This window comes from Lentilitoribacter sp. EG35, assembly GCF_040784015.1.
Classification (GTDB): domain Bacteria; phylum Pseudomonadota; class Alphaproteobacteria; order Rhizobiales; family Rhizobiaceae; genus Lentilitoribacter.
In genome coordinates this window covers 542,955-564,361 of sequence record NZ_JBFNGQ010000001.1, presented here as the reverse complement: position 1 = coordinate 564,361, position 21,407 = coordinate 542,955, and the positions used below count along the sequence as shown (strand labels likewise).

The 21,407-nt window shown below is 44.7% G+C and carries 20 protein-coding genes; 11 read left to right on the top strand and 9 right to left on the bottom strand.

Translation table 11 applies throughout. The features are described 5' to 3' along the window. The first annotated feature begins 28 nt into the window (after positions 1–28). Both AB2J24_RS02600 and AB2J24_RS02595 read left to right on the top strand, forming a co-directional pair. Positions 29–832, top strand: coding sequence for a methyltransferase domain-containing protein (locus tag AB2J24_RS02600; protein ID WP_367384312.1), 804 nt, complete (start codon positions 29–31; stop codon positions 830–832). A 26-nt stretch (positions 833–858) separates the two neighbouring features. Beyond that, a complete protein-coding gene (locus tag AB2J24_RS02595) occupies positions 859–1,737 on the top strand; it encodes an NAD(P)-dependent oxidoreductase (RefSeq protein ID WP_162652444.1) in 879 nt (292 codons plus the stop codon). A 12-nt stretch (positions 1,738–1,749) separates the two neighbouring features. On the opposite strand, the gene AB2J24_RS02590 is transcribed toward AB2J24_RS02595, so the two are convergent. Then, on the bottom strand, positions 1,750–2,235 hold the full coding sequence (locus tag AB2J24_RS02590) for an Lrp/AsnC family transcriptional regulator (RefSeq protein WP_162652445.1): 486 nt from the start codon (positions 2,233–2,235) through the stop codon (positions 1,750–1,752). Positions 2,236–2,488: 253 nt separating this feature from the next. On the opposite strand from AB2J24_RS02590, the gene AB2J24_RS02585 reads away from it, so the two are divergent. Then, positions 2,489–4,030, top strand: a complete 1,542-nt coding sequence (locus AB2J24_RS02585) for a sensor histidine kinase (RefSeq protein WP_367384311.1) — start codon at positions 2,489–2,491, stop codon at positions 4,028–4,030. Between the two features lie 3 nt (positions 4,031–4,033). Here AB2J24_RS02585 and cobT read toward each other — a convergent pair whose 3' ends face one another. Next, a complete protein-coding gene (gene cobT / locus AB2J24_RS02580) occupies positions 4,034–5,050 on the bottom strand; it encodes a nicotinate-nucleotide--dimethylbenzimidazole phosphoribosyltransferase (RefSeq protein ID WP_367384310.1) in 1,017 nt (338 codons plus the stop codon). Between the two features lie 150 nt (positions 5,051–5,200). On the opposite strand from cobT, the gene cobS reads away from it, so the two are divergent. Together cobS and AB2J24_RS02570 are read left to right on the top strand one after the other, a co-directional pair. Continuing rightward, positions 5,201–5,977: an adenosylcobinamide-GDP ribazoletransferase gene (cobS, locus tag AB2J24_RS02575; RefSeq protein WP_367384309.1), complete on the top strand. Its 777-nt coding sequence runs from the start codon at positions 5,201–5,203 to the stop codon at positions 5,975–5,977. Positions 5,978–5,987: 10 nt separating this feature from the next. Then, on the top strand, positions 5,988–6,215 hold the full coding sequence (locus AB2J24_RS02570) for a DUF1289 domain-containing protein (RefSeq protein WP_162652449.1): 228 nt from the start codon (positions 5,988–5,990) through the stop codon (positions 6,213–6,215). 6 nt (positions 6,216–6,221) lie between these two features. Here the strand turns inward: AB2J24_RS02570 and AB2J24_RS02565 are convergent, their stop codons facing one another. Then, the gene (locus AB2J24_RS02565; RefSeq protein WP_367384308.1) at positions 6,222–7,034 is read right to left on the bottom strand and encodes a sulfite exporter TauE/SafE family protein; all 813 of its coding nucleotides are present in this window, start codon (positions 7,032–7,034) and stop codon (positions 6,222–6,224) included. A gap of 85 nt (positions 7,035–7,119) precedes the next feature. Continuing rightward, on the bottom strand, positions 7,120–7,836 hold the full coding sequence (locus tag AB2J24_RS02560) for an extensin family protein (RefSeq protein WP_367384307.1): 717 nt from the start codon (positions 7,834–7,836) through the stop codon (positions 7,120–7,122). Positions 7,837–8,078: 242 nt separating this feature from the next. On the opposite strand from AB2J24_RS02560, the gene AB2J24_RS02555 reads away from it, so the two are divergent. Then, positions 8,079–8,468, top strand: a complete 390-nt coding sequence (locus AB2J24_RS02555) for an acyl-CoA thioesterase (RefSeq protein ID WP_162652451.1) — start codon at positions 8,079–8,081, stop codon at positions 8,466–8,468. Between the two features lie 7 nt (positions 8,469–8,475). On the opposite strand, the gene dusA is transcribed toward AB2J24_RS02555, so the two are convergent. Beyond that, complete coding sequence (gene dusA, locus AB2J24_RS02550) at positions 8,476–9,474, bottom strand: tRNA dihydrouridine(20/20a) synthase DusA (protein WP_367384511.1); 999 nt, start codon at positions 9,472–9,474, stop codon at positions 8,476–8,478. A gap of 284 nt (positions 9,475–9,758) precedes the next feature. On the opposite strand from dusA, the gene AB2J24_RS02545 reads away from it, so the two are divergent. Both AB2J24_RS02545 and AB2J24_RS02540 read left to right on the top strand, forming a co-directional pair. Further along, entirely contained in the window at positions 9,759–11,144 is a 1,386-nt protein-coding gene (locus tag AB2J24_RS02545; protein ID WP_162652452.1) for an aspartate aminotransferase family protein, read from the top strand. A 248-nt stretch (positions 11,145–11,392) separates the two neighbouring features. Beyond that, positions 11,393–12,214 carry a ferredoxin--NADP reductase gene (locus AB2J24_RS02540; RefSeq protein WP_367384306.1) on the top strand — a complete coding sequence of 274 codons (822 nt, stop codon included), beginning with the start codon at positions 11,393–11,395 and terminating at the stop codon, positions 12,212–12,214. Between the two features lie 66 nt (positions 12,215–12,280). On the opposite strand, the gene AB2J24_RS02535 is transcribed toward AB2J24_RS02540, so the two are convergent. The 4 genes from AB2J24_RS02535 to gndA all read right to left on the bottom strand — a co-directional run bounded on the left by AB2J24_RS02535 (position 12,281) and on the right by gndA (position 16,850). Beyond that, complete coding sequence (locus AB2J24_RS02535) at positions 12,281–13,237, bottom strand: CobW family GTP-binding protein (protein WP_367384305.1); 957 nt, start codon at positions 13,235–13,237, stop codon at positions 12,281–12,283. Next, entirely contained in the window at positions 13,238–13,903 is a 666-nt protein-coding gene (locus AB2J24_RS02530) for an aquaporin (protein ID WP_367384304.1), read from the bottom strand. Positions 13,904–14,066: 163 nt separating this feature from the next. After that, a complete protein-coding gene (hemA, locus tag AB2J24_RS02525; RefSeq protein ID WP_367384303.1) occupies positions 14,067–15,284 on the bottom strand; it encodes a 5-aminolevulinate synthase in 1,218 nt (405 codons plus the stop codon). A gap of 147 nt (positions 15,285–15,431) precedes the next feature. Then, positions 15,432–16,850: an NADP-dependent phosphogluconate dehydrogenase gene (gndA, locus tag AB2J24_RS02520; RefSeq protein WP_367384302.1), complete on the bottom strand. Its 1,419-nt coding sequence runs from the start codon at positions 16,848–16,850 to the stop codon at positions 15,432–15,434. A 376-nt stretch (positions 16,851–17,226) separates the two neighbouring features. Here gndA and AB2J24_RS02515 point away from each other — a divergent pair, with 376 nt between their 5' ends. The 3 genes from AB2J24_RS02515 (at position 17,227) to radA (ending at position 21,324) form a co-directional block, all read left to right on the top strand. Continuing rightward, the gene (locus AB2J24_RS02515) at positions 17,227–18,759 is read left to right on the top strand and encodes a replicative DNA helicase (protein ID WP_162652458.1); all 1,533 of its coding nucleotides are present in this window, start codon (positions 17,227–17,229) and stop codon (positions 18,757–18,759) included. After that, positions 18,749–19,849: an alanine racemase gene (gene alr, locus AB2J24_RS02510; protein ID WP_367384301.1), complete on the top strand. Its 1,101-nt coding sequence runs from the start codon at positions 18,749–18,751 to the stop codon at positions 19,847–19,849. The genes AB2J24_RS02515 and alr overlap by 11 nt, the downstream gene beginning before the upstream one ends. An 89-nt stretch (positions 19,850–19,938) precedes the next feature. Continuing rightward, entirely contained in the window at positions 19,939–21,324 is a 1,386-nt protein-coding gene (radA, locus tag AB2J24_RS02505) for a DNA repair protein RadA (RefSeq protein WP_162652460.1), read from the top strand. Positions 21,325–21,407: the final 83 nt, after the last annotated feature.

Below are 21,407 nucleotides of genomic sequence, written 5' to 3'. Positions count from 1 at the left end.
CCCAAAACTGGTAAATCAGGCATTTAGTATGGACGAAGAAAAACTAGCGGAAGCTTACAACAAAGCACTTGAACTGGAAAAATCCGGACAAGTTGATGATGCAGCTAAGGCCTATGAGAAAGTTCTGGAAATTGACCCCTCCGATCATGGTGGTGCTGCGGTAAGGATAGCAAGCATGGGTAAGGCAGAAGCACCCAAACGAGCGCCTCAAGCCTATGTCGCAACGCTCTTTGATCAACATGCAAACGTGTTCGACAAAGTGCTGGTTGATGATCTTGGCTATGATGTTCCAAAGCTCGCAGCCAACATGTTAACTGAAAACGGGATATCAAGCGTTGCCAGAGTTCTGGATCTAGGCTGCGGTACGGGTCTCATGGGGGTAAAACTTGCATCCGAGAAATCTAATATAATTGGCGTTGATCTGTCCGAAAACATGCTAGAAATAGCCTATGATCGAGACGTATATGACGCGCTATATGTGGCAGATGTTGAAGATTATCTGCTCGATAATGACGAAAACCCGTGGAACCTGATTTGCGCTGCAGATGTGCTGCCCTACCTAGGTGATTTGGAACAGTTTGCTAAAGGTATCTCAAGCAACCTCACCTCTAATAGCCACTGTATTTTTTCAACCGAAACACTGCCGCACAATGACTTTGCCGGGCAGAATTATACAGTTGGAAAATTTCAACGATTTGCACATCAACTCGACTACATTGAAAATATATTTAGAGAGCACCGGTTAGAAATCCATACTTCCAAAGAAATTATTGTTCGTTACGAACAAGGAAACCCAATTTTCGGACATCTTGTTTTGATGCAAAAATCATAAACTGAATTCAAACTAAAGGAATTAGAATGGCAAAAGTAGCATTTATCGGTCTTGGCGTTATGGGCTACCCAATGGCAGGACACCTGAAAACCAAAGGTGGACACGATGTTTGCGTTTATAATCGAACATCCGCAAAGGCAAAAAAATGGGCTGACGAGTTCGGCGGTTCAAGCGCCGACACCCCAGCGGAAGCTGCAAAAGATGCCGATTTCATTTTTACATGCGTTGGAAATGATGATGATTTACGATCCGTTACGATTGATGAAACAGGCGTGCTAAATGGTATGAAGTCAGGAAGCATCCTCATTGACAACACAACAGCATCAGCCAACGTAGCCAAAGAGCTCGCACAAGCATGCAAAAAACAAGGGTGTGGTTTTCTCGATGCGCCTATTTCTGGCGGGCAAGCCGGCGCTGAAAATGGTGCACTCACGGTCATGGTTGGCGGTGATGAAAAGACTTTCAATGAAGCAGAACCAGTCATCCAAAATTATGCCAAAATGGTTGGTCACATGGGTGAAGTTGGCGCAGGGCAAATCACTAAGATGGTCAATCAAATCTGTATTGCAGGCTTGGTGCAGGGGCTTTCAGAGGGGATAAATTTTGGCAAAAAAGCAGGCCTTGATATTGAAAAGGTTATCGATGTTATTTCAAAAGGTGCAGCTGGTTCATGGCAAATGGAAAACCGCTATAAGACAATGAATAGCGGCGAATATGAGCATGGGTTTGCGGTTGACTGGATGCGTAAAGACCTTGGAATTGTATTGGATCAAGCCAAAGATAATGGCGTAAGCTTACCCATTACAGCCCTCATAGATCAATTCTACAGTGATGTTCAAGCGATGGGGGGCAATAGATGGGATACGTCTTCACTTCTTGCGCGGCTTGAGAAGTTTGAAAAATAATTAGACATAAAGTTAGTCGGTGGAACGCCCATGTTCCACCGGCATATAATCAAGCGGTAACTCTGTTGTGTATTTGATTTTTTCCATAGCAAAAGCCGAACTCACATCACGAATTTCTATCCGCTCAATAAGTCGACGATAAAACTCGTCATAAGCTGTGATATCGGGAACGACGACACGCAACAGATAATCCACATCTCCACTCATTCTATAGAATTCAACAATCTCTGGAAAATCTACGATCACTTCTGAAAAGCGTTTTAGCCATTCCGTACTGTGGGAATTCGTGCGAATAAACACAAATACGGTGACCTTGACATTCACCTTATCAGCATCAAGCAATGCCACACGACGACGAATAACTCCGTCCTCTTCCAGCTTCTGAATGCGCCGCCAACATGGTGTTGTCGACAGGCCAACCTTTTTCGCAATATCTGCGACAGCTAAAGTTGTGTCTTCTTGTAGTAAGCGCAATATCTTCCGGTCGAGACGATCCATACTTAAACTCTTATAGTTTCCCAAACATGAGTTAAGCATACATAGCATCTATGCAAGATTTAGTTCGGATAGTTTGTGAGGTAAAAAACATGTTTATACCTATTTTCCACAACCTAAATGTAAAAACAAGCAAATGCAGGGTGCCAAACAGCTCCAAAAAACCAAAGTTTGGAACCCAACTGCCAGAAAAGTAGAATAAGTTCTTAAGTTTTTAACGCTAAAATGGACCAAATTTAAAATTAGTTGAGCTGATATGGTAAACTCCGACGAGCAGATTGCAGATAAAAACATACTGGATCGCACACAGAAGATTCCAAATGCAGCTGTCATGAATGCTGTTAAAAGTAAGCGCGAAAAATTGCAGCACGGAGCATTTGTGAAAAACAACTATGCGCGCGAAATGCTCGTTCTTCACACACAAAGTTTGCTTGAAGGCGCAGCTATCGGCCCCATATTGGTTATCTCTGTCGCTGTAGCAAGTTACTATTTACAACATACAATTGACGCGTTTTTGTGGTCTATATTTGCATCAATTGCCTATACTATTTTGACATTGGTTGCCCGAAGTGCTGCAAAATTAAATCCAAATGATATGAAAACGACTACCTGGCAACGTCGATATTACGCCAGTTATTTTATAATTGGACTTGTTTGGTCAGCGTTTTTTGCACTTCAAACCACTTTTCTCACATCGGAATCTGGCTATTTCTTTGTTGCTGCCAGCTTACTTATTTTAACTGCAACTACAGCTACGTCTACATTGGCGCTATCAGCAGCAGTTTACTATGTAGTGATACCAATTCTCTCTGTCTTAGCATTCCATGCAATAAGAACACAATCAATTGCAGACGTGGGGCATTTAGGGTTTCAATTGCTCGCCGCTGGTTTTTTTATTCTTCTCAGCCGAAAACTATATCAATCTAATGTCGCACGATTAGAGCATCAACTTGAAAAAGATGCACTTATTGCCGAATTAGAAGTTGCCAATTCTTTATCCGATGAAGCGCGCAGAAGAGCCGAAGAGGCAAATCTCGCAAAGTCACGATTCTTAGCATCAATGAGCCATGAATTGCGCACACCGCTAAATGCTATACTTGGTTTTTCAGAAATCATGAAAAATGGTGTTATGGGGAAAATTGAGAACCCACAATATGTGCAATATATGGGAGACATCCACAGTTCTGGCCAGCATCTGTTAAACCTCATCAATGAGATTCTGGACTTATCTCGTATCGAAGCTGGACGGTATGAGCTATCAGAGGAATCTGTATCATTGGCAGATATTAGTTCCGACTGCATCGCAATGGTTCAATTGAAGGCTCGCAATAAAGACATAAATATCGTGGAACTTTTCGAAGAAAGCCTACCCATGGTATGGGCAGATGAGAAATCCATTCGCCAAGTCATCCTTAATTTGCTTTCAAATGCGGTAAAATTCACACCCAGCAAAGGTGAGATCAATATCAAACTTGGCTGGACCGCAGGCGGTGGACAATATCTCTCCATTACAGACAATGGAACAGGTATACCCGAAGAAGAAATCCCAATCGTTTTATCTGCATTTGGTCAAGGTTCAATTGCAATTAAAAGCGCTGAACAGGGAACCGGTTTAGGTCTACCTATTGTGCAAGCAATCATGAAAAAGCATGAAGGCAATTTTACCCTTAAATCTAAGCTGCGCGTCGGAACGACAGCAACTTGCACATTCCCAGCAAAACGGGTGATGCAGTCTATTTCGCCGGTTGAGCAAACGCCCGTCAACAACTCAACAAAAAAACGCGTCGGAACACGATAAACCCTACGCTTTATCGCTTACACCAGCTTGATCAAAGGTTGCCATTCCAGAATGGCATTGCGCGGCTGCCTTAACAATTCCAGCGGCAAGCGCAGCGCCCGTCCCCTCACCTAACCGCATACCCAATGCAAGTAACGGTGTTTTACCAATATTCTCCAAAACCCTAATATGCCCCGGTTCCGCAGATACATGTCCAACCAAACAATGATCGAGCGCTTTGGGGTTCGCAGCATGTAGAACTGCCGCAGCAGCTGTTGCAACGAATCCATCAATGATAACCGGAATACCTTCCATACGCGCTGCTAAAATTGCGCCAGCCATCGCTGCAATCTCGCGACCACCTAATCGTCTTAAAATTTCAAACGGGTCGTTCAAATGAGCTTTATGCAAATCAACAGCCTTCTCGACAGCCTCAATTTTTCGTTGAAGAACCTCACCTTGTGCGCCAGTTCCCGGACCCACCCATTCCTCGGCTGTTCCGCCATATAGAGCCAGGTAAATAGCCGATGCCACAGTTGTATTGCCAATACCCATTTCGCCAATACAAAGCAGATCGGTCCCGCCTGCAATAGCCTCCATGCCGAAGGCCATGGTTGCCGCGCATGCCTGCTCATCCAAGGCTGCTTCTTTTGTGAAATCAGCTGTAGGATGCTCCAATGCTAAATCAAAAATCTTAAGACCAAGATCATGAGTAACACAAATCTGATTTATTGCAGCACCTCCCGCGGCAAAATTTTCGACCATCTGCGCCGTCACAGATTGAGGGAAAGGCGATACACCTTGATCCACCACACCGTGATTACCAGCAAATATAGCAACGAGAGGACGTGTAACGGCGGGCGGTCTACCTGTCCAAGCAGCAAGCCAAAATGCAATTTCTTCAAGACGTCCTAATGCACCTGGCGGCTTGGTTAGCTGGCCATCGCGCGTTCGCGCATTATCAACAGCTTGAGAATTGGGCCCCGGTAAATTACGTACTAATTCGCGGAAATCGTCAAAAGGCAAACCACTTGCAGACATATTATTCTCCCAACTCAAGAGCTATTTAATTTCTACATTCTTATTCAAGATTATTAATGAAGCTAGTAATGATCATCTATACAGATTACAACCTCACCAAACATGAATGTACCGGAAAAAATAAAACCACATTATTGACGTTAGATCTCGATGGAAAACTACTTACAAAGATTAGCGCGTTCGATAGGCTTCTTAAGTCGCTATCCAGTTCCAACACGCTATTTCCATGGCGACGATGGAAGTCTGGGCGAAACATCAGGTATGTTCGCACTTTCTGGTGTAATTATTGCATTACCCATCGCTTGCATAGCAGCACTACTTAGTAAATTCGGAACCAATGAAATGCTCATCGCGGTTTTGGTGCTTGCAATGCAAACATTCATTACAGGCGCCCTACATGAAGATGGGTTATCTGATTGTGTAGATGGTTTTTGGGGTGGTCGAAACAAAGAACATATTCTTGAAATTATGCGCGATTCCAGACTTGGTGCATACGGTACTTTGGCTCTGATCTTTTCAATCTTACTAAAGTTTGTTGCACTTAGCACTATCATAGATCAAGTAGGCGCCGTTCAACTCTTTATCTTGATCCCCGCAATATCGGGTATTAGTCGCGCAGTTATGGTTTGGCATTGGCGATCACTGCCCCCAGCTCGCCAGGATGGAGTTGCAAAACAAGTTGGGATACCAACTCAACGATCGTTTAATGAAAACATAATAGCGTCTATCGTGCTAATCGCATTGCCGCTCATATTCGGCTACAATATTTTAAACATTGTAATTGCAATCCCGCTTACTATCTCATGCGTGTACCTATTCACCAAGTTGGCAGATAAAAAAATTAATGGACACACAGGCGATACAATTGGCGCAACCCAACAAATCAGCGAAGCAGCGTTATTATTTGGTTTTGCATCATTGGCTTAGGAATAATTGAATGAGCAATATACAATCTCCATGCACGCTGGTTTGTTCGATCGATCTAAAAACAGGTTACTGTTTTGGCTGTGGGCGCACGGGCGATGAGATTACAAAGTGGGTGGATTATACACCACAACAACGTACTGAGATCATGGGTGTATTGAGTGCTCGACTGGAAGAAATCGACAGAAAGCCTCGACGCGTGACACGACGACAACAAATAAAACGTAATAAAGAAGCATAAGGCTACTTAAGCGAGACTATAGAAAAACCTTATGGCTACGAGTAGCAAGAAGATACCAAATCCAACTTCTAATTGACGTTTCTCCAATCTATGGGCCAGCCTAGCACCTACTGGTGCAAGCATTAGGGTGATCGGAATAATCAATAAAACGGCGGGCCAATTCACAAAGCCCGTCGAAAATGGCGGCAAGCCCTCAATGCTCCAACCTGCCCAGACATAACCTATTAAACCAGGAATAGAGATAAGAACGCCGACGCCTGAAGATGTCGCCACGGCTTGGTGCATTGACCGATTATAGAGTGTCATAAATGTGTTATTCAACACACCGCCGCCGATACCCATCAGAGCCGATAACAATCCCACAATAACGCCAACTATCCATCGATAAATCCCACCTGGTAAATCTTTCCCCAAACGCCAATGCGGCTGATTAAAAATCATGCGTATTGCCACGATGATGGCTATAAATGCAAAAATAGCACGCAATGCTTCGCCTGAGGCAATGAAAGCAATATATGAAGCAATCAAAACACCTATCGGTACGGCCACGATCCATTTTTTAAGGGTTTCCATATCAATGACACCGCTTTGCCGGTGTGTCATAAAAGATCGAATTGAGGTGGGTACAATAATGGCAAGTGAGGTTCCAACAGACACATGCATTACAATTGCCTGATCAAGCCCCCAAGCACTGAAAGCTTGGTAAAAAACCGGCACAAGAACAGCGCCACCGCCAATACCAAATAGTCCAGCGAGTACACCAGCTACAACTCCGGCTGCTATTAACACCAAAGCAAAATATACAAGTTCGTATGACACGCAGATAACCCCACCCTTTTAAGATTATTCATCTCATAGGAGAGTTAGCTTAAAATAACCAGCTTAAATTAACTCGAATCAGAACCTAAAGATCGCAATGTCTATACCCAGTTTTGCGTTGCCTTAGATCAAAATGAAAATGATCTCGGTGGTGCACGTCACTTCCAGGGCCAAGTACGGTCGTAAAATATTTGCAACTTTGAGCGCGAACTTTATGCAAAAGTCCTTTCTCTCTAAAGGCAAAGAAACCAGGGCGTTTTACAACAATGGCCTTACCGCTGTTGAGTTTGATCTTTCCAATATCAATTGCATTCCCTTTTGAATGTTCAGACATCTTCGCACCTCTTTTTGAGTTCATCGTGCGACAGGAGTAGGAAGACATTTGATGAATGCTTTTGATACCTGACAGGTATCGCATGCGCGCAGCACCACTTAATTCGTTCTTGACCCACTTTGCGAACGCTAAGGCCATGGGGCAATTCAATGTAGCATCAGGCACAACGTCTATACCACCAGATAATGATTTAACCTTCACAGGACTAGCAATACCACAAGAACCCGGTCCAACTACCGGAGGCGGTGTGTCAAAACGCACGCCCAATCGTCTTAATTGGCGCTGACATACAGATTCTGCTGGTTTTGCACGACCAAGTATGGCTTGCGGTGAAAATAATGTCGCCACCTCTTTCCGCTGTTCCGGTTGAGTTTGACCCTCAGGTGTTGGTCCATCCAACGATGAAATCATGGGCGGCAATTGTGGTGCTGAAGTTGGTGTCGTACTCAACGGTGTAATGGATGACACAATATCCCCGGGAGGGGAAAGCACACTATTGGGTGAACAGCTGGTCAAGACCAATACACTCGAAAGCAAAAAAGCCATCAGAACGGAAGTGTTTCGTCTAAATTTTGTTAAAAGGCGAACAACCTGCAACATACGCATAACTCCAAAGGCAGGACAACAAGAGCAAATTATCGCAGATTGAGGTAAATGAAATATTATCCTAAAATTAACTCTATGATTCCCGACACAAAAGGCGCATCCAAATGAGCAAAGACGACAAACCAACGGGTGAACTTACCCTTAGAACGCTGGCAATGCCCGGTGATGCTAATGCTGCCGGAGATATTTTCGGTGGTTGGGTGATGGCCCAAATGGATCTAGCCAGCGGTATTCGCGCAGCTGAACGAGCCCATGGACGCGTTGTAACAGCTGCAGTAAAAGAGATGGTATTTAAAAAGCCCGTGAAGATCGGCGATACTCTTGGCATCTACATCGATATTGTAAAAGTCGGGACGACATCGATGACACTTCAAGTCGATGCTTGGGTGCAACGATACCTCACAGATGTCATGGAAAAAGTCACGGATGCAAAAATTGTGATGGTTGCGTTAGACGAGAATGGTAGTCCAAAGCCAATTCCAGCAGCAGAATAAGCTTGAATTAGGCACTTTCAAATAGCGGAAGTCTTACCTCTGCAAGTGCTTTTCTGATTATATCTGGCGAGGCATCATTTTTGACAGCATCTGTTGAAAGAATTTGCCGATAACGCCGCGCACCCGGCAATCCGTGAAACAATCCAACCATATGTCGCGTGATATGGATAAGCCTTCCGCCCTGCTCCATATGCTTTTTAGCATGATCAATCATTGCATCGCAAACCTTTATCCAATCTACGTGACTTGGCTTCAGCCCATAAAACAAATGATCAACATCAGCGAGCAAGCTGGAATTATGATAGGCCGCGCGACCAAGCATAACTCCATCCACATAGTTCATTTGGGCGGTTGCGGTATCTAAATCAGCAATGCCACCATTAATACCAATAAACAGGTCAGCATTTTTATCTTTAAGGCGATAAACACGTTCATAATTGAGTGGTGGAATATCTCGGTTCTCCTTAGGGGATAATCCATCGAGCCATGCTTTTCGAGCATGGACCCACAACGCATCCACCCTCGCCCCACGAACATGCGATGTCAGTTCATCAAGCGCCAGTTCTTCATCTTGCTCGTCAACACCGATGCGACATTTGACTGTCACTGGAATACCCACAACAGATTTCATTGCATCAACACAAGAGGCCACAAGTTCGGGTTCTCGCATCAAACATGCACCGAATGTCCCTGATTGCACCCTATCTGACGGGCAACCAACATTTAGATTAATTTCATCATACCCAAATTCTTCGCATACTTTTGCAGCTATTTTCAGCTTCTCTGGGTCTGAACCTCCCAGCTGTACAGCAATGGGATGCTCGCTATCATCATAACCAAGTAATCGTTGCTGATCACCGTGGATAATCGCGTCTGCAACAACCATTTCCGTATAAAGCAGCGCATGCTGACTCAATTGCCGATGAAGAAACCGACAATGTTTGTCTGTCCAATCCATCATGGGAGCAACGGCAAACTTAGGGATATGATCTTTATAGAGCGTCATGTCAGAACTTAGTGCCAATTTTGCTAAAACCATGTGTGGTGTTTTAGCTTCTCAGTAGCGATGTATCCTTTAATCCTTGCATTAGTCAATGGAACTCATACTTCTCAAGTTTGAGATTTTCTTAAAAAGGGCTTTCATTTACCCGACAAATTTGCATTTAATTATCTAGTCGATAATTCCTGACAAATTACTTGATCCATCTGGCACCATAGATGTATTTAATCAGGCACTGTTTGACTAATCTGCTTCTATCTAATGTAATATCAAATTAAAGGAGATTTGCCATGGATGGCTTGAACAATCAGAATGACTTTAGTGATGTCGTCGAAAATGACCGCGCTCATGTATGGCATCATCTCACACAACATAAAAAGTTCGACGAAAGTGATCCTCTGATCGTAATAGAGGGCAAGGGCTTGCGTGTATGGAACCAGGCTGGTCGCTCGCACCTGGATTCAGTGTCCGGCGGCGTTTGGACTGTTAATGTAGGCTATGGCCGAGAAACCATTGCAAATGCGGTTCGAGATCAACTCGTCAAAATGAACTTTTTTGGCAATACTGTTGGCAGCGTTCCAGCGGCCAACTTTTCCGAGCGCCTGATTAGCAAAATGCCGGGCATGAAGCGTGTCTACTACGCAAATTCCGGATCAGAAGCGAACGAAAAAGCCTATAAAATTGTACGCCAAATCGCGCACAACAAATATGGCGGCAAGAAGCATAAGATTTTATACCGTGAGCGTGACTACCACGGTACAACAATCACGGCCCTTTCCTCTTGTGGACAAGAAGAGCGCAAAGCACAATATGGTCCCTTCACACCAGGTTTTGTTTCCGTTCCGCATTGTCTGGAATATCGTTCACAATGGGGCGACGTTGAGGATTATGGTATTCGCGCTGCGAATGCGATCGAGGAAGTTATTTTACGTGAAGGTGCGGACACTGTTGGCGCTCTTATCCTTGAACCAGTCACCGCTGGCGGCGGCGTTATTGTTCCGCCAAAAGGCTACTGGGATCGCGTGCAAGAAATCTGCAAAGAGCATGACGTTCTTCTAATCATTGACGAAGTGGTCTGCGGAATGGGCCGCACAGGCGAGTGGTTTGGCTACCAGCACTATGGTATTGAACCAGATATGGTAACAATGGCAAAAGGTGTTGCGTCAGGCTATGCAGCGATTTCTTGCTGTGTAACGACAGAAGCAGTCTTTAATGAATTCAAAAGCACACCTGATGACCACATGAGCTATTTCCGCGATATTTCAACATTTGGCGGATGTACTGCTGGTCCCGCAGCTGCTCTTGAAAATATGCGTATTCTCGAAGACGAAAACCTTCTTGAAAACACCAATGTAATGGGCGCATACCTTGTCGAAAAACTCGAAGAGCTGAAGGGCAAGCACGAATTAATTGGCGATGTTCGCGGTAAGGGTCTTTTCTGTGGAGCCGAACTCGTTACCAATCGTGACACCAAAGAAGCGGCCCCCGAAGCGCTAGTGCAAAAGATCGTTGGCCGCTGCATGTCAGAACACGCTGTGATCATGGGTATGACAAACAGATCACTTCCTGGTTTTAACAATACGCTTTGCATGAGCCCGGCGTTGATTTGTACAAAAGATGACATTGATGAAATGGTAGCTGCGATTGATGAGTCTATCACATTTGCTACATCTTGATTTGAATCAATTCAATTTTAAGAAGATCCGTGTATTCATTACGCGGGTCTTTTATTTTGAACAGATTCATCGCATCAATCCATTATGTGGTTTAAAAGCGCGATAAATTCATCAAGAACGGACCAGGTTTTTACGCGAACACCTAGAGTTAGAAAAATAAACCTGTCTTTCTCTAACAGAGAACTGTAAAAAACAATCACATATCAACATACCGCAGTGCAATATTCTGCGTTTAAGTCCGTTGGAGAATGCCAGTGTCCACACAAGATGTTGCAGAGCAAAAAGAAGAATTTCCTCTTCCAAAAGCAACCTTTGCTGAAAAAGTTATTTCTGTAGAGCACTATACTGATCGCCTGTTCAAATTCAGAATCACTCGGCCCGCAAGTTTTAGATTTCGCTCTGGCGAATTTGTCATGATTGGACTTCCGTCAGAAGGAAAACCTCTTTTCAGAGCTTATTCTATTGCCAGCCCATCTTGGGATGAAGAGATTGAATTTTTCTCGATTAAAGTTCCAGGCGGACCTCTCACCGAGCATCTGCAAAAGATTCAGCCCGGCGATACAATCTGGATGCGCCAGAAATCCACTGGAACGCTGGTAATGGATGCGCTAACACCAGCAAAAAACCTTTATATGATATCAACTGGAACAGGTATCGCACCATTTGCATCTGTTATGCGCGACCCAGAGGCCTATGAGAACTTCGATAATGTCATTCTCACACACACTTGTCGTGAAGTTGCTGAGCTGCAATATGGTGTTGATACAGTCGCACTTACCAAGGAAGATCTGTTAGTTGGTGACGAAGCTAAAGAAAAACTAATTCACTTTACCTCCACAACACGTGAAGATAGCGAACAGAAAGGCCGTATCACAAATCTGATCGAAGATGGCACACTGGCCAAGGTGACAGGCTTACCAGATTTGAACCCGGAAACAGATCGTGTCATGATCTGCGGTTCCATGGCCATGATCAATGATCTCAAAATCATGTTAGAAGCGCGCGGGTTTGAAGAAGGCGCAAACAGCAAGCCGGCTGACTTTGTTATTGAACGCGCTTTCGTCGATTAAACAAGTTTGATAATTGAATCTCTAAACCCGCCGGACAATTCCTGCGGGTTTATTTTTGCGCATCAATTAGACCTGAGAAGCGTAAAACCCTTCCTCAATGATCAGTTGCGGTAAATTACGTCCGATAAAAACGAGTTGGCTCGTTCGTGGTTCATCCGCTGTCCAAGGACGTTGCGCCACACCTTCAATTAGCTGATGAACACCTTGAACCACAAATCGTTCATCTTCACCTATGAAGCTTAGAATACCTTTGGTACGCAACATATCCATGCCGAAATGCTCAAGAACCCACTGCATCCAAGAAAAAAACAGTTGCCGATCCAAAGGACGATCAGTTTGTAATGAGAAGCTCTGAACATCACTGTCGTGATGGTGGTGGTGGTGAGATTTCAGGAAGTTCGGGTCTCGAACCAAATTACGGTCGAGGGCAAAAGCGTTTTGCGATAAAAGCAGGTTCAAATCGATCTGACAATGATTTGTCTCATAGAGATTTGCAAGTGGATTAATTGATTCAACTAACGCTTTTAAAGAATTGATATCGCTAACTAAATCCACTTTATTCAAAATGATAATATCTGCAAATGCAATCTGCTCTTTTGCCTCACGCGAGGTTTCTAACTCCTTGGTCAGGTGTTTCGCATCTACCACCGTAACAATTGCATCAAGCTGCGTTTTTGATCGAACATTTTCTTCTTGCAGAAAGGTTTGCGCCACAGGCGCAGGGTCAGCGAGACCAGTGGTCTCAATGATTATTGCGTCCAACTGTCGACCGCTTGCGAGCAAATTATCAACGGTTTCGATCAAATCACCACGAACGCTACAGCAAATACAGCCATTGCTCATTTCGAAGATATCTTCGTCAGCACCGACAACCAGTGAACCGTCTATACCAATTTCGCCAAACTCATTCACGATAACGGCGTAATTTTTATCATGTTTTTCGGATAATATTCGATTAAGCAGAGTGGTCTTACCCGCACCTAGATATCCAGTAATGACCGTAACAGGTATCTTGCTTATCATCTATGTCTGCTTTTCTTTGGAAATCCAGGTGCAAAATAACCAAGCAATAATTGCAAAAATAATCTGCGCTAAAATAAAATAAGGCACATCCGCCGCGCGGATGCCGGCAAATGTATTCGAAAAGCTTCGAGCTATTGTCACCGCTGGGTTGGCAAAAGAGGTTGAGGCTGTAAACCAATAGGCAGCTGTGATATACAGACCCACTGCAACGGCGACGGCACTTTCCTTGGCCTTTAACGTCAGAAGAATTGTCGCCACGAGCCCAAAAGTGGCCACACCTTCTGAAAACCACTGCGCGCTACCTGCGCGTACTTTTTCAGAAAACTGAAAAATACTCAGATCAAACATAATATGAGCCGCCCAAACACCAATTATCCCACCAATTATCTGCACCAGAACATAGAGAAGACTATCACCCATTGTTATGTCGCCACGCAGCTTAAATACAAGTGTTACAGCCGGATTAAAATGCGCGCCGGATATCGGACCAAACATTGTGATAAGTACAACCAGAATTGCACCAGTCGGTATTGTGTTTCCTAAAAGCGCAATGGCAACATTTCCACCGGAAAGCTGTTCTGCCATGATCCCCGAACCAACTACGGTTGCGAGCAGGAATGCTGTCCCGACCAATTCAGCCGCATATCTTTGTGCATTAGATACCATCGTTTTAAAACCCAACAATAATTATCGAGAGCTTACGTAATCATTCGCGCATCAAATGGCATAATTTGTACAACAACGCAAAATTTTCATCACAAACAATTACCCCTCAGGAAACGTTGTTCTCTAAGGGGGTTATCTATCAATTTAATGACAATGTCTAAAATTAAGCAACCGCACGCGACAGTGCACATTGCGACCACAGATCATGAAGCGAATCAACCAAATGATCTATATCTTCATTTGTGTGCATGGGCGAAGGTGTAAAGCGCAAACGCTCTGTTCCTTTGGGCACTGTTGGGTAATTAATCGGCTGAACATAAATGCCATAATTATCCAAAAGCATATCAGAAATCATTTTACACTTTGCAGCATTGCCAACCATAACAGGAACAATATGGCTTTGATTTTCCATATGTGGAATGCCTCTTGCATCAAGCTTTGCACGCAAAGATTTTACTCGTTCGCGCTGACGCATACGCTCCATATCGCTGACCTTCAGATATTGAATGCTTGCAGCAGCACCTGCTGCAATGGCTGGCGGAAGAGCTGTTGTGAAAATAAAGCCGGATGCAAAACTTCTCACGAAATCGCACAGAGCAGTAGAGGCCGTAATATAACCGCCCATAACACCAAATGCTTTACCTAGAGTCCCCTCGATGACGGTCAGGCGATCCATAATGCCCTCACGTTCGGCAACACCGCCGCCGCGCGGTCCGTAAAGGCCAACTGCATGAACTTCATCCAGATACGTCATTGCCCCATATTTATCAGCAAGATCGCAAATTTCAGCGATAGGTGCGATATCACCATCCATTGAATATACGCTTTCAAACGCAATCAATTTTGGCGCTTCGGGGTCAGCAGCAGCAAGCTTTGCCTCCAAATCAGCCACATCATTATGCTTCCAAATAACTTTCTGAGCACGGGAGTGACGAATGCCCTCAATCATTGATGCATGGTTAGACGCATCTGAGAATACGATACAACCCGGAATTTGAGAGGCCAATGTGCCTAAAGCAGCCCAATTGGATACATAACCAGATGTAAACAACAATGCATCATCTTTACCGTGAAGATCTGCAAGTTCTTTCTCCAGCAAAACATGGTAGTGCGTTGTCCCAGAGATATTCCGCGTACCTCCTGCACCGGTCCCGGCATCATCGATAGCCTTTTTCATGGCCTCCATGACTTTTGGGTTTTGCCCCATACCAAGATAATCATTCGAGCACCAGACAGTTACGTCTGATATTGATCCATCAGGACAATGGCGTGTCGCTTTAGGAAAATTACCACGGTGGCGTTCCAAGTCGGCAAACACGCGATAACGGCCTTCTTCTTTAAGACCGTCAAGTGACGTGTTGAAAAAACTCTCAAAATCCATTTGAGCCTCCGTAGGCAATCTTAACAAATACATATTCAGCTTTATGCCGCTTTTAATGCATCGGTAATCTAATGCCAATGCGACAAAACTGCAATTCACCAGTTTCGTCACCAATATCAGATTAACATCGGATGTAATTGACCCAGATCAACTACTGCCCCACGGTCCGTGATGATCGCCTTCTTCATCCACACGTTTAAACCCATGTGCTCCAAAGAAATCACGTTGCGCCTGAATAAGGTTCGCAGTCCCCTGTCCTCTGCGGTATGTATCAAAATACGAAATCGCACTCGCCAATGCAACTGCGGGCGAGCCGTTGAGCACGGCGTCGCTTACAACACGTCTTAACGGAGCATCACAATCTTGCAACATCTTTGAAAAACTCGGAGTAACAGCAAGATTTGCAACATCAGGCTCTTTAGAGAAGGCCGTTGAAATCTCATCCAGAAAGCGCGATTGAATAATACAGCCTGCACGCCAGATCTTTGCGATTGTCGGCATCGGAAGCCCCCAGCTAAACTCTTTAGACGCTGCGGACATAACCGCAAATCCCTGCGCATATGCTGCAATCTTACCTGCGAGTAATGCCATCTCAAGATCCGCAATAACCGCATCTTTGTCATCAGCACCGCCGATTGATTGAGGTAAACCGAGAACTTTTTCTGCGTGAAGACGCTCATCTTTTGCAGCTGATAGGCTTCTCGCAGCAACTGCCGCCTCAATACCGGTAGCTGGAACACCCATCTGCAATGCTTCAATTGCTGACCATCGTCCAGTTCCCTTTTGGCCTGCAGCATCCAAAATTAATTCTATCATCGGACGATCTGTTTTAGGATCTATGGCTTTAAGAACTTTGGCTGTAATTTCAATGAGGTAGGATTCAAGCGGGCCTTCGTTCCATTTAGCAAATACGTCAGAAATTTCCGCTGCGGGCATAGCTAAGCGATCTCGCATAATGCCATAAACTTCTGCAATCATTTGCATATCGGCATATTCAATACCGTTGTGAATGGTTTTTACAAAATGCCCTGCCCCGTTTTCCCCAAGCCAAGCGGCACACGGTTCTCCGTTATATTTAGCAGAAATAGCTTCAAGCACTTTTTGTACTCGTGGATAAGATGCTTGTTTGCCACCAACCATAATTGATGGGCCACGTCGTGCACCCTCTTCACCACCGGAAACGCCCATTCCAATAAAGGTGAGCGCCGTCTGTGACATTTCTTCACCACGGCGAAGCGTATCACGAAAATTTGCATTACCAGCGTCGATAATAATGTCATCATCAGTCATAAGAGGTTTAAGAGCCTGGATTTGCATATCAACAGGCTCACCTGCTTTAACCATGATTATCACAGGGCGTGGTGGACGGATCGCGGCAATAAATTCTTCAAGAGTTTTGCAAGGAATCAGTTGACCCACCAATTCGCCAGCACTTTTCATAAATTCTTCTGTTCGAGCATAAGTCCGGTTAAACACCGCAACCTTATAACCATTGTCCGCAATATTAAGCGCCAGATTTGCGCCCATAACTGCCAACCCGATAACGCCTATTTCCGCATTTGCCATAATTTACCTTTTTGCTCTTAAATACTTTATGAGATTAAGTCAGATTTGGGAGAATAGCAGGATCTTTTACAAAAACTACTCGTACAAACCTGTTATCGGTAACATTTACCCAGAAAATAAATCGATTAAATAAAATAGCACCTTTAGAATCGCCATTTAGGCTCAAATTGGCCAAAATATGATACAACGAAGTAGAGAATCTGATTCGGAATTCAGTCAATAGAGCAACGTACGATTTTCGATAAATATTTTTGTGTTGTGAATCACTGGGACAACGGTGAAAACTTCATTTTTTAGATAGTCCTGGAATACATAGAACGCTACGTGTCGTTATCACTGTAATTTGACCGATGATTTAAGGTACCCACCCAACGTTATGAATGATGCTGCACCAAATATAACCTCGATAGCCTCCAATCAAAATGCGGAGCCAACCTATCGTGAAGCACCAAATAACCTGGAGGCAGAACAAGCGCTATTGGGCGCAATGCTTGTTAATAATGATGCTTTTTATCGTGTTTCAGATTTCCTAAAGCCAGAACATTTTAATGAACCGCTACACAGAAACATATTTCAGGTTGCTGGCGACATTATCCGCATGGGTAAAACGGCAAATCCGGTTACAATCAAAACCTTTCTACCTTCTGACGATAAAATTGGCGATCTAACGGTTGCTCAGTATCTAGCGCGACTAGCCGCAGAAGCTGTAACAATCATTAATGCCGAAGATTATGGACGCGCGATCTATGATCTTGCTTTACGGCGCTCGCTCATCACCATTGGCGAAGATATGGTCAACATTGCTTACGATGCGCCTGTTGACATGCCGCCGCAAGGACAGATCGAAGACACGGAGCGCCGCCTTTTTGAACTTGCGGAAACAGGCCGCTATGATGGCGGGTTCCAAAGTTTTAATGATGCAGTCGCACTTGCAATTGATCTTGCTGGTGAAGCTTATCAGCGTGATGGAAGCCTATCCGGCATTTCGACAGGTATTCATTCGCTAGATGGTCGCATGGGTGGCCTGCAACGTTCGGATTTGATTGTCCTTGCTGGTCGTCCTGGTATGGGTAAAACATCGCTTGCGACCAACCTTGCGTTTAACATCGCAAATGCATTTGAACCAGAAGTGCAGGCTGATGGAACAACCACGGCCAAAAATGGTGGCGTCGTCGGTTTTTACTCCCTAGAGATGTCCAGCGAACAGTTGGCCACCCGTATTATTTCTGAGCAAACCGAAGTTTCATCGTCTAAAATTCGTCGCGGTGAAATTACTGAAGCCGATTTTGAAAAACTGGTTGCTTGCTCGCAGATGATGCAAAAAACACCGCTTTTCATTGACCAAACAGGTGGTATTTCTATTGCACAGCTCGCCGCAAGAGCCAGACGCTTAAAGCGTCAACGTGGGCTTGATGTGCTCGTAGTGGATTATATTCAACTTATGACGGGCTCTTCGAAAAACAATTCAAATCGTGTTCAAGAAATCACCGAGATTACGACGGGTCTCAAAGCTCTTGGCAAGGAACTTCATGTTCCCATTATAGCCCTCTCCCAGCTTTCTCGTCAGGTCGAAAACCGTGATGATAAACGTCCACAACTTTCCGATTTGCGTGAGTCAGGGTCTATTGAGCAGGATGCCGATGTGGTGCTTTTTGTGTATCGGGAAGAATATTACACACAAAACAAAGAACCTCGCCGCTCACCAGAAGAAGAAGCTAATGATATTCGTAATGAAGAATATCTTGCGTGGGAAGAAGAGATGGCAAAAGTTCGCGGCACAGCGGATGTGATTATCGCAAAACAACGTCATGGTCCAACTGGCACTGTAAAACTTGGCTTCCAGGCTCAATATACGCGCTTCTCAGATTTGGCGGATGGGTCTTATGACCAGCTGGTAAATGACCATTAATCTCACACCAACAGTCCGACTAACGATTGATACCAACGCAATTGCGCGCAATTTTCAGCAACTAAAAAATCTGTCAGGTTCGGCGCGTTGCGGCGCGGCAGTTAAAGCGAATGCTTATGGATGTGGAATCGACACAGTTGTTCCCATTCTTTTGAATAACGGTTGCGCCGATTTCTTTGTTGCCGATGCGGTTGAAGGTGAGTTGGTAAGAAGATTAGCTCCTTCTTCCAAAATTTATATACTCAGCGGGTATTTACCGCAAAGCAGAGATAAAATTATTACCAGTAATCTTATTCCGATCATAGGTTCAGCACATCAATTGGAACAATGGCAAAAACTGCAAAGGCGGCACCCGTTTGCAATTCAGTTTAACACGGGCATGAACCGGATAGGAATCCAGCATTCTGATGCGAATAGCATTCTCGATAACTTAAGCGAAAAACCTGACCTTATTCTAAGTCATTTTGCAAATGCCGATGAGCCCGAGGACATAAAAAACGAAGAACAATTGAAAGCATTCTCGTCGATTGTATCCACCTTCACTGGCATCGAAGCAAGCATGGCAAATTCTGCTGCTGTCATCACCAATCCGGATTCACACTTTCATCTCACACGGCCCGGCATCGCAATTTATGGTGGAAATCCACTAATAGACAGAGCCAACCCAATGGAAGTTGTGTTTAAACTGGAAGCCCAAATCATCGATATAAAAACGGTAGCAAAAGGTGAATCCATTAGTTATGGCGGAACTTTCATAGCTCCGCAAAACATGACTATTTCAACGCTGGGAATTGGTTACGCAGATGGCCTGCCCCGCTCGGCATCCGGTCACGGCGTCCCTGCACGTAAAGTACGGCTAATCGGTATGCGCGGCTTTGTTAAAGGACATCACATTCCAAATGTGGGGCGTATCACAATGGATATATCGATGTTTGATTGCTCCAGCTTAAAAAACAACAGTATAAACATCGGTGACTGGGTGGAGATCACGGGCAAGAATATCACAATCGATGAGCTTGCAGAAGCTTCGGGGACAGTCAGCTACGAAATCCTGACTAATTTTGGACGCGCGCGACACAAATATTCATAAAATTAAATAAATTCACCATGTTGCAACTCATTTAATAATACTTTATCAATAAGAACAAAACATGAATATTTATTTAGGACATCGAGTAATTGGCGAAAAACAGAACACAATTTGTGTGCCAAAATTGCGGCACTGTGCATACCCGTTGGGCCGGCAAATGTGACGGTTGCGGTGAATGGAATACCATTGTAGAGGACGATCCCAAAGGTGGCATTGGTGGAGGTCCGGGAAAAACACCTAAAAAAGGCCGTGCCGTAGCGCTCACCACACTATCTGGTGAAATAGAAGAAGCGCCACGCATTAAAACCAATATTTCCGAACTCGACCGCGTTACAGGTGGCGGTTTTGTTCGTGGATCGGCTATTCTAGTTGGTGGTGACCCCGGCATTGGTAAATCAACCATCTTAATGCAAGCAGCTGCAGCACTGGCACGCCAAGGTCACAAAGTTATTTATGTATCTGGCGAAGAAGCTGTTGCGCAAGTTCGCTTACGTGCAAAGCGGCTGGGCGCGGCCGACAGCGATGTCATGCTGGCTGCAGAAACAAATGTCGAAGATATTTTGGCAACACTGGTCGACGGTGATAAACCCGATTTCGTCATTATTGACTCTATTCAAACACTTTGGAGCGATCTTGCCGAAGCAGCACCTGGAACAGTTACACAAGTCCGCACCGGTGTGCATGCGATGATCCGATTTGCCAAACAAACAGGAACCGCCATGGTTTTGGTCGGGCACGTTACCAAGGATGGCCAAATTGCAGGCCCACGCGTTGTCGAACATATGGTGGATGGGGTTTTGTATTTTGAGGGTGACCGCGGACATCACTATCGCATTATGCGCACCGTTAAAAATCGCTTTGGTCCAACCGATGAGATCGGCGTTTTTGAAATGTCAGACAAAGGCTTACGCGAAGTTATTAATCCATCGGAACTTTTCTTGGGTGAGCGTAATACCGCAGCCCCGGGGAATGCTGTTTTTGCGGGCATTGAAGGTACACGCCCTGTGTTAGTTGAGGTCCAGGCACTAGTAGCGCCTTCGAACTTGGGTACCCCACGCAGAGCGATTGTAGGTTGGGATTCAGCCCGATTGTCAATGATTCTGGCGGTTCTGGAAGCTCATTGTGGTGTTCGGCTTGGAAATCATGATGTTTATCTTAACATCGCCGGCGGATATCGAATTACCGAACCTGCGGCAGACATGGCAATAGCGGCGGCACTCGTATCATCTCTGGCAGGGTCCCCACTTCCCTCTGATAGTGTTTATTTTGGAGAAATCAGCCTGTCAGGTTCAATCAGACCCGTCGCCCAAACAGGATTAAGACTAAAAGAGGCACTTAAACTTGGCTTTGAACAGGCTACATTGCCGAATGGATCTGTGGACGTGCCAAAAGATGCCGGAAATTGGCGTCAGGTTGATTCTTTGATGGAAATGGTTGCTGAAATTGCAAAAGGCTCCAATCCTGACGAAAAATAAATAAGGAATGTCTGCATTGCAATGTTGCCCTTATCAGCCCAACATGATAGCGGTTTCAAAAAATTGCTCTACGGGTTTTGACC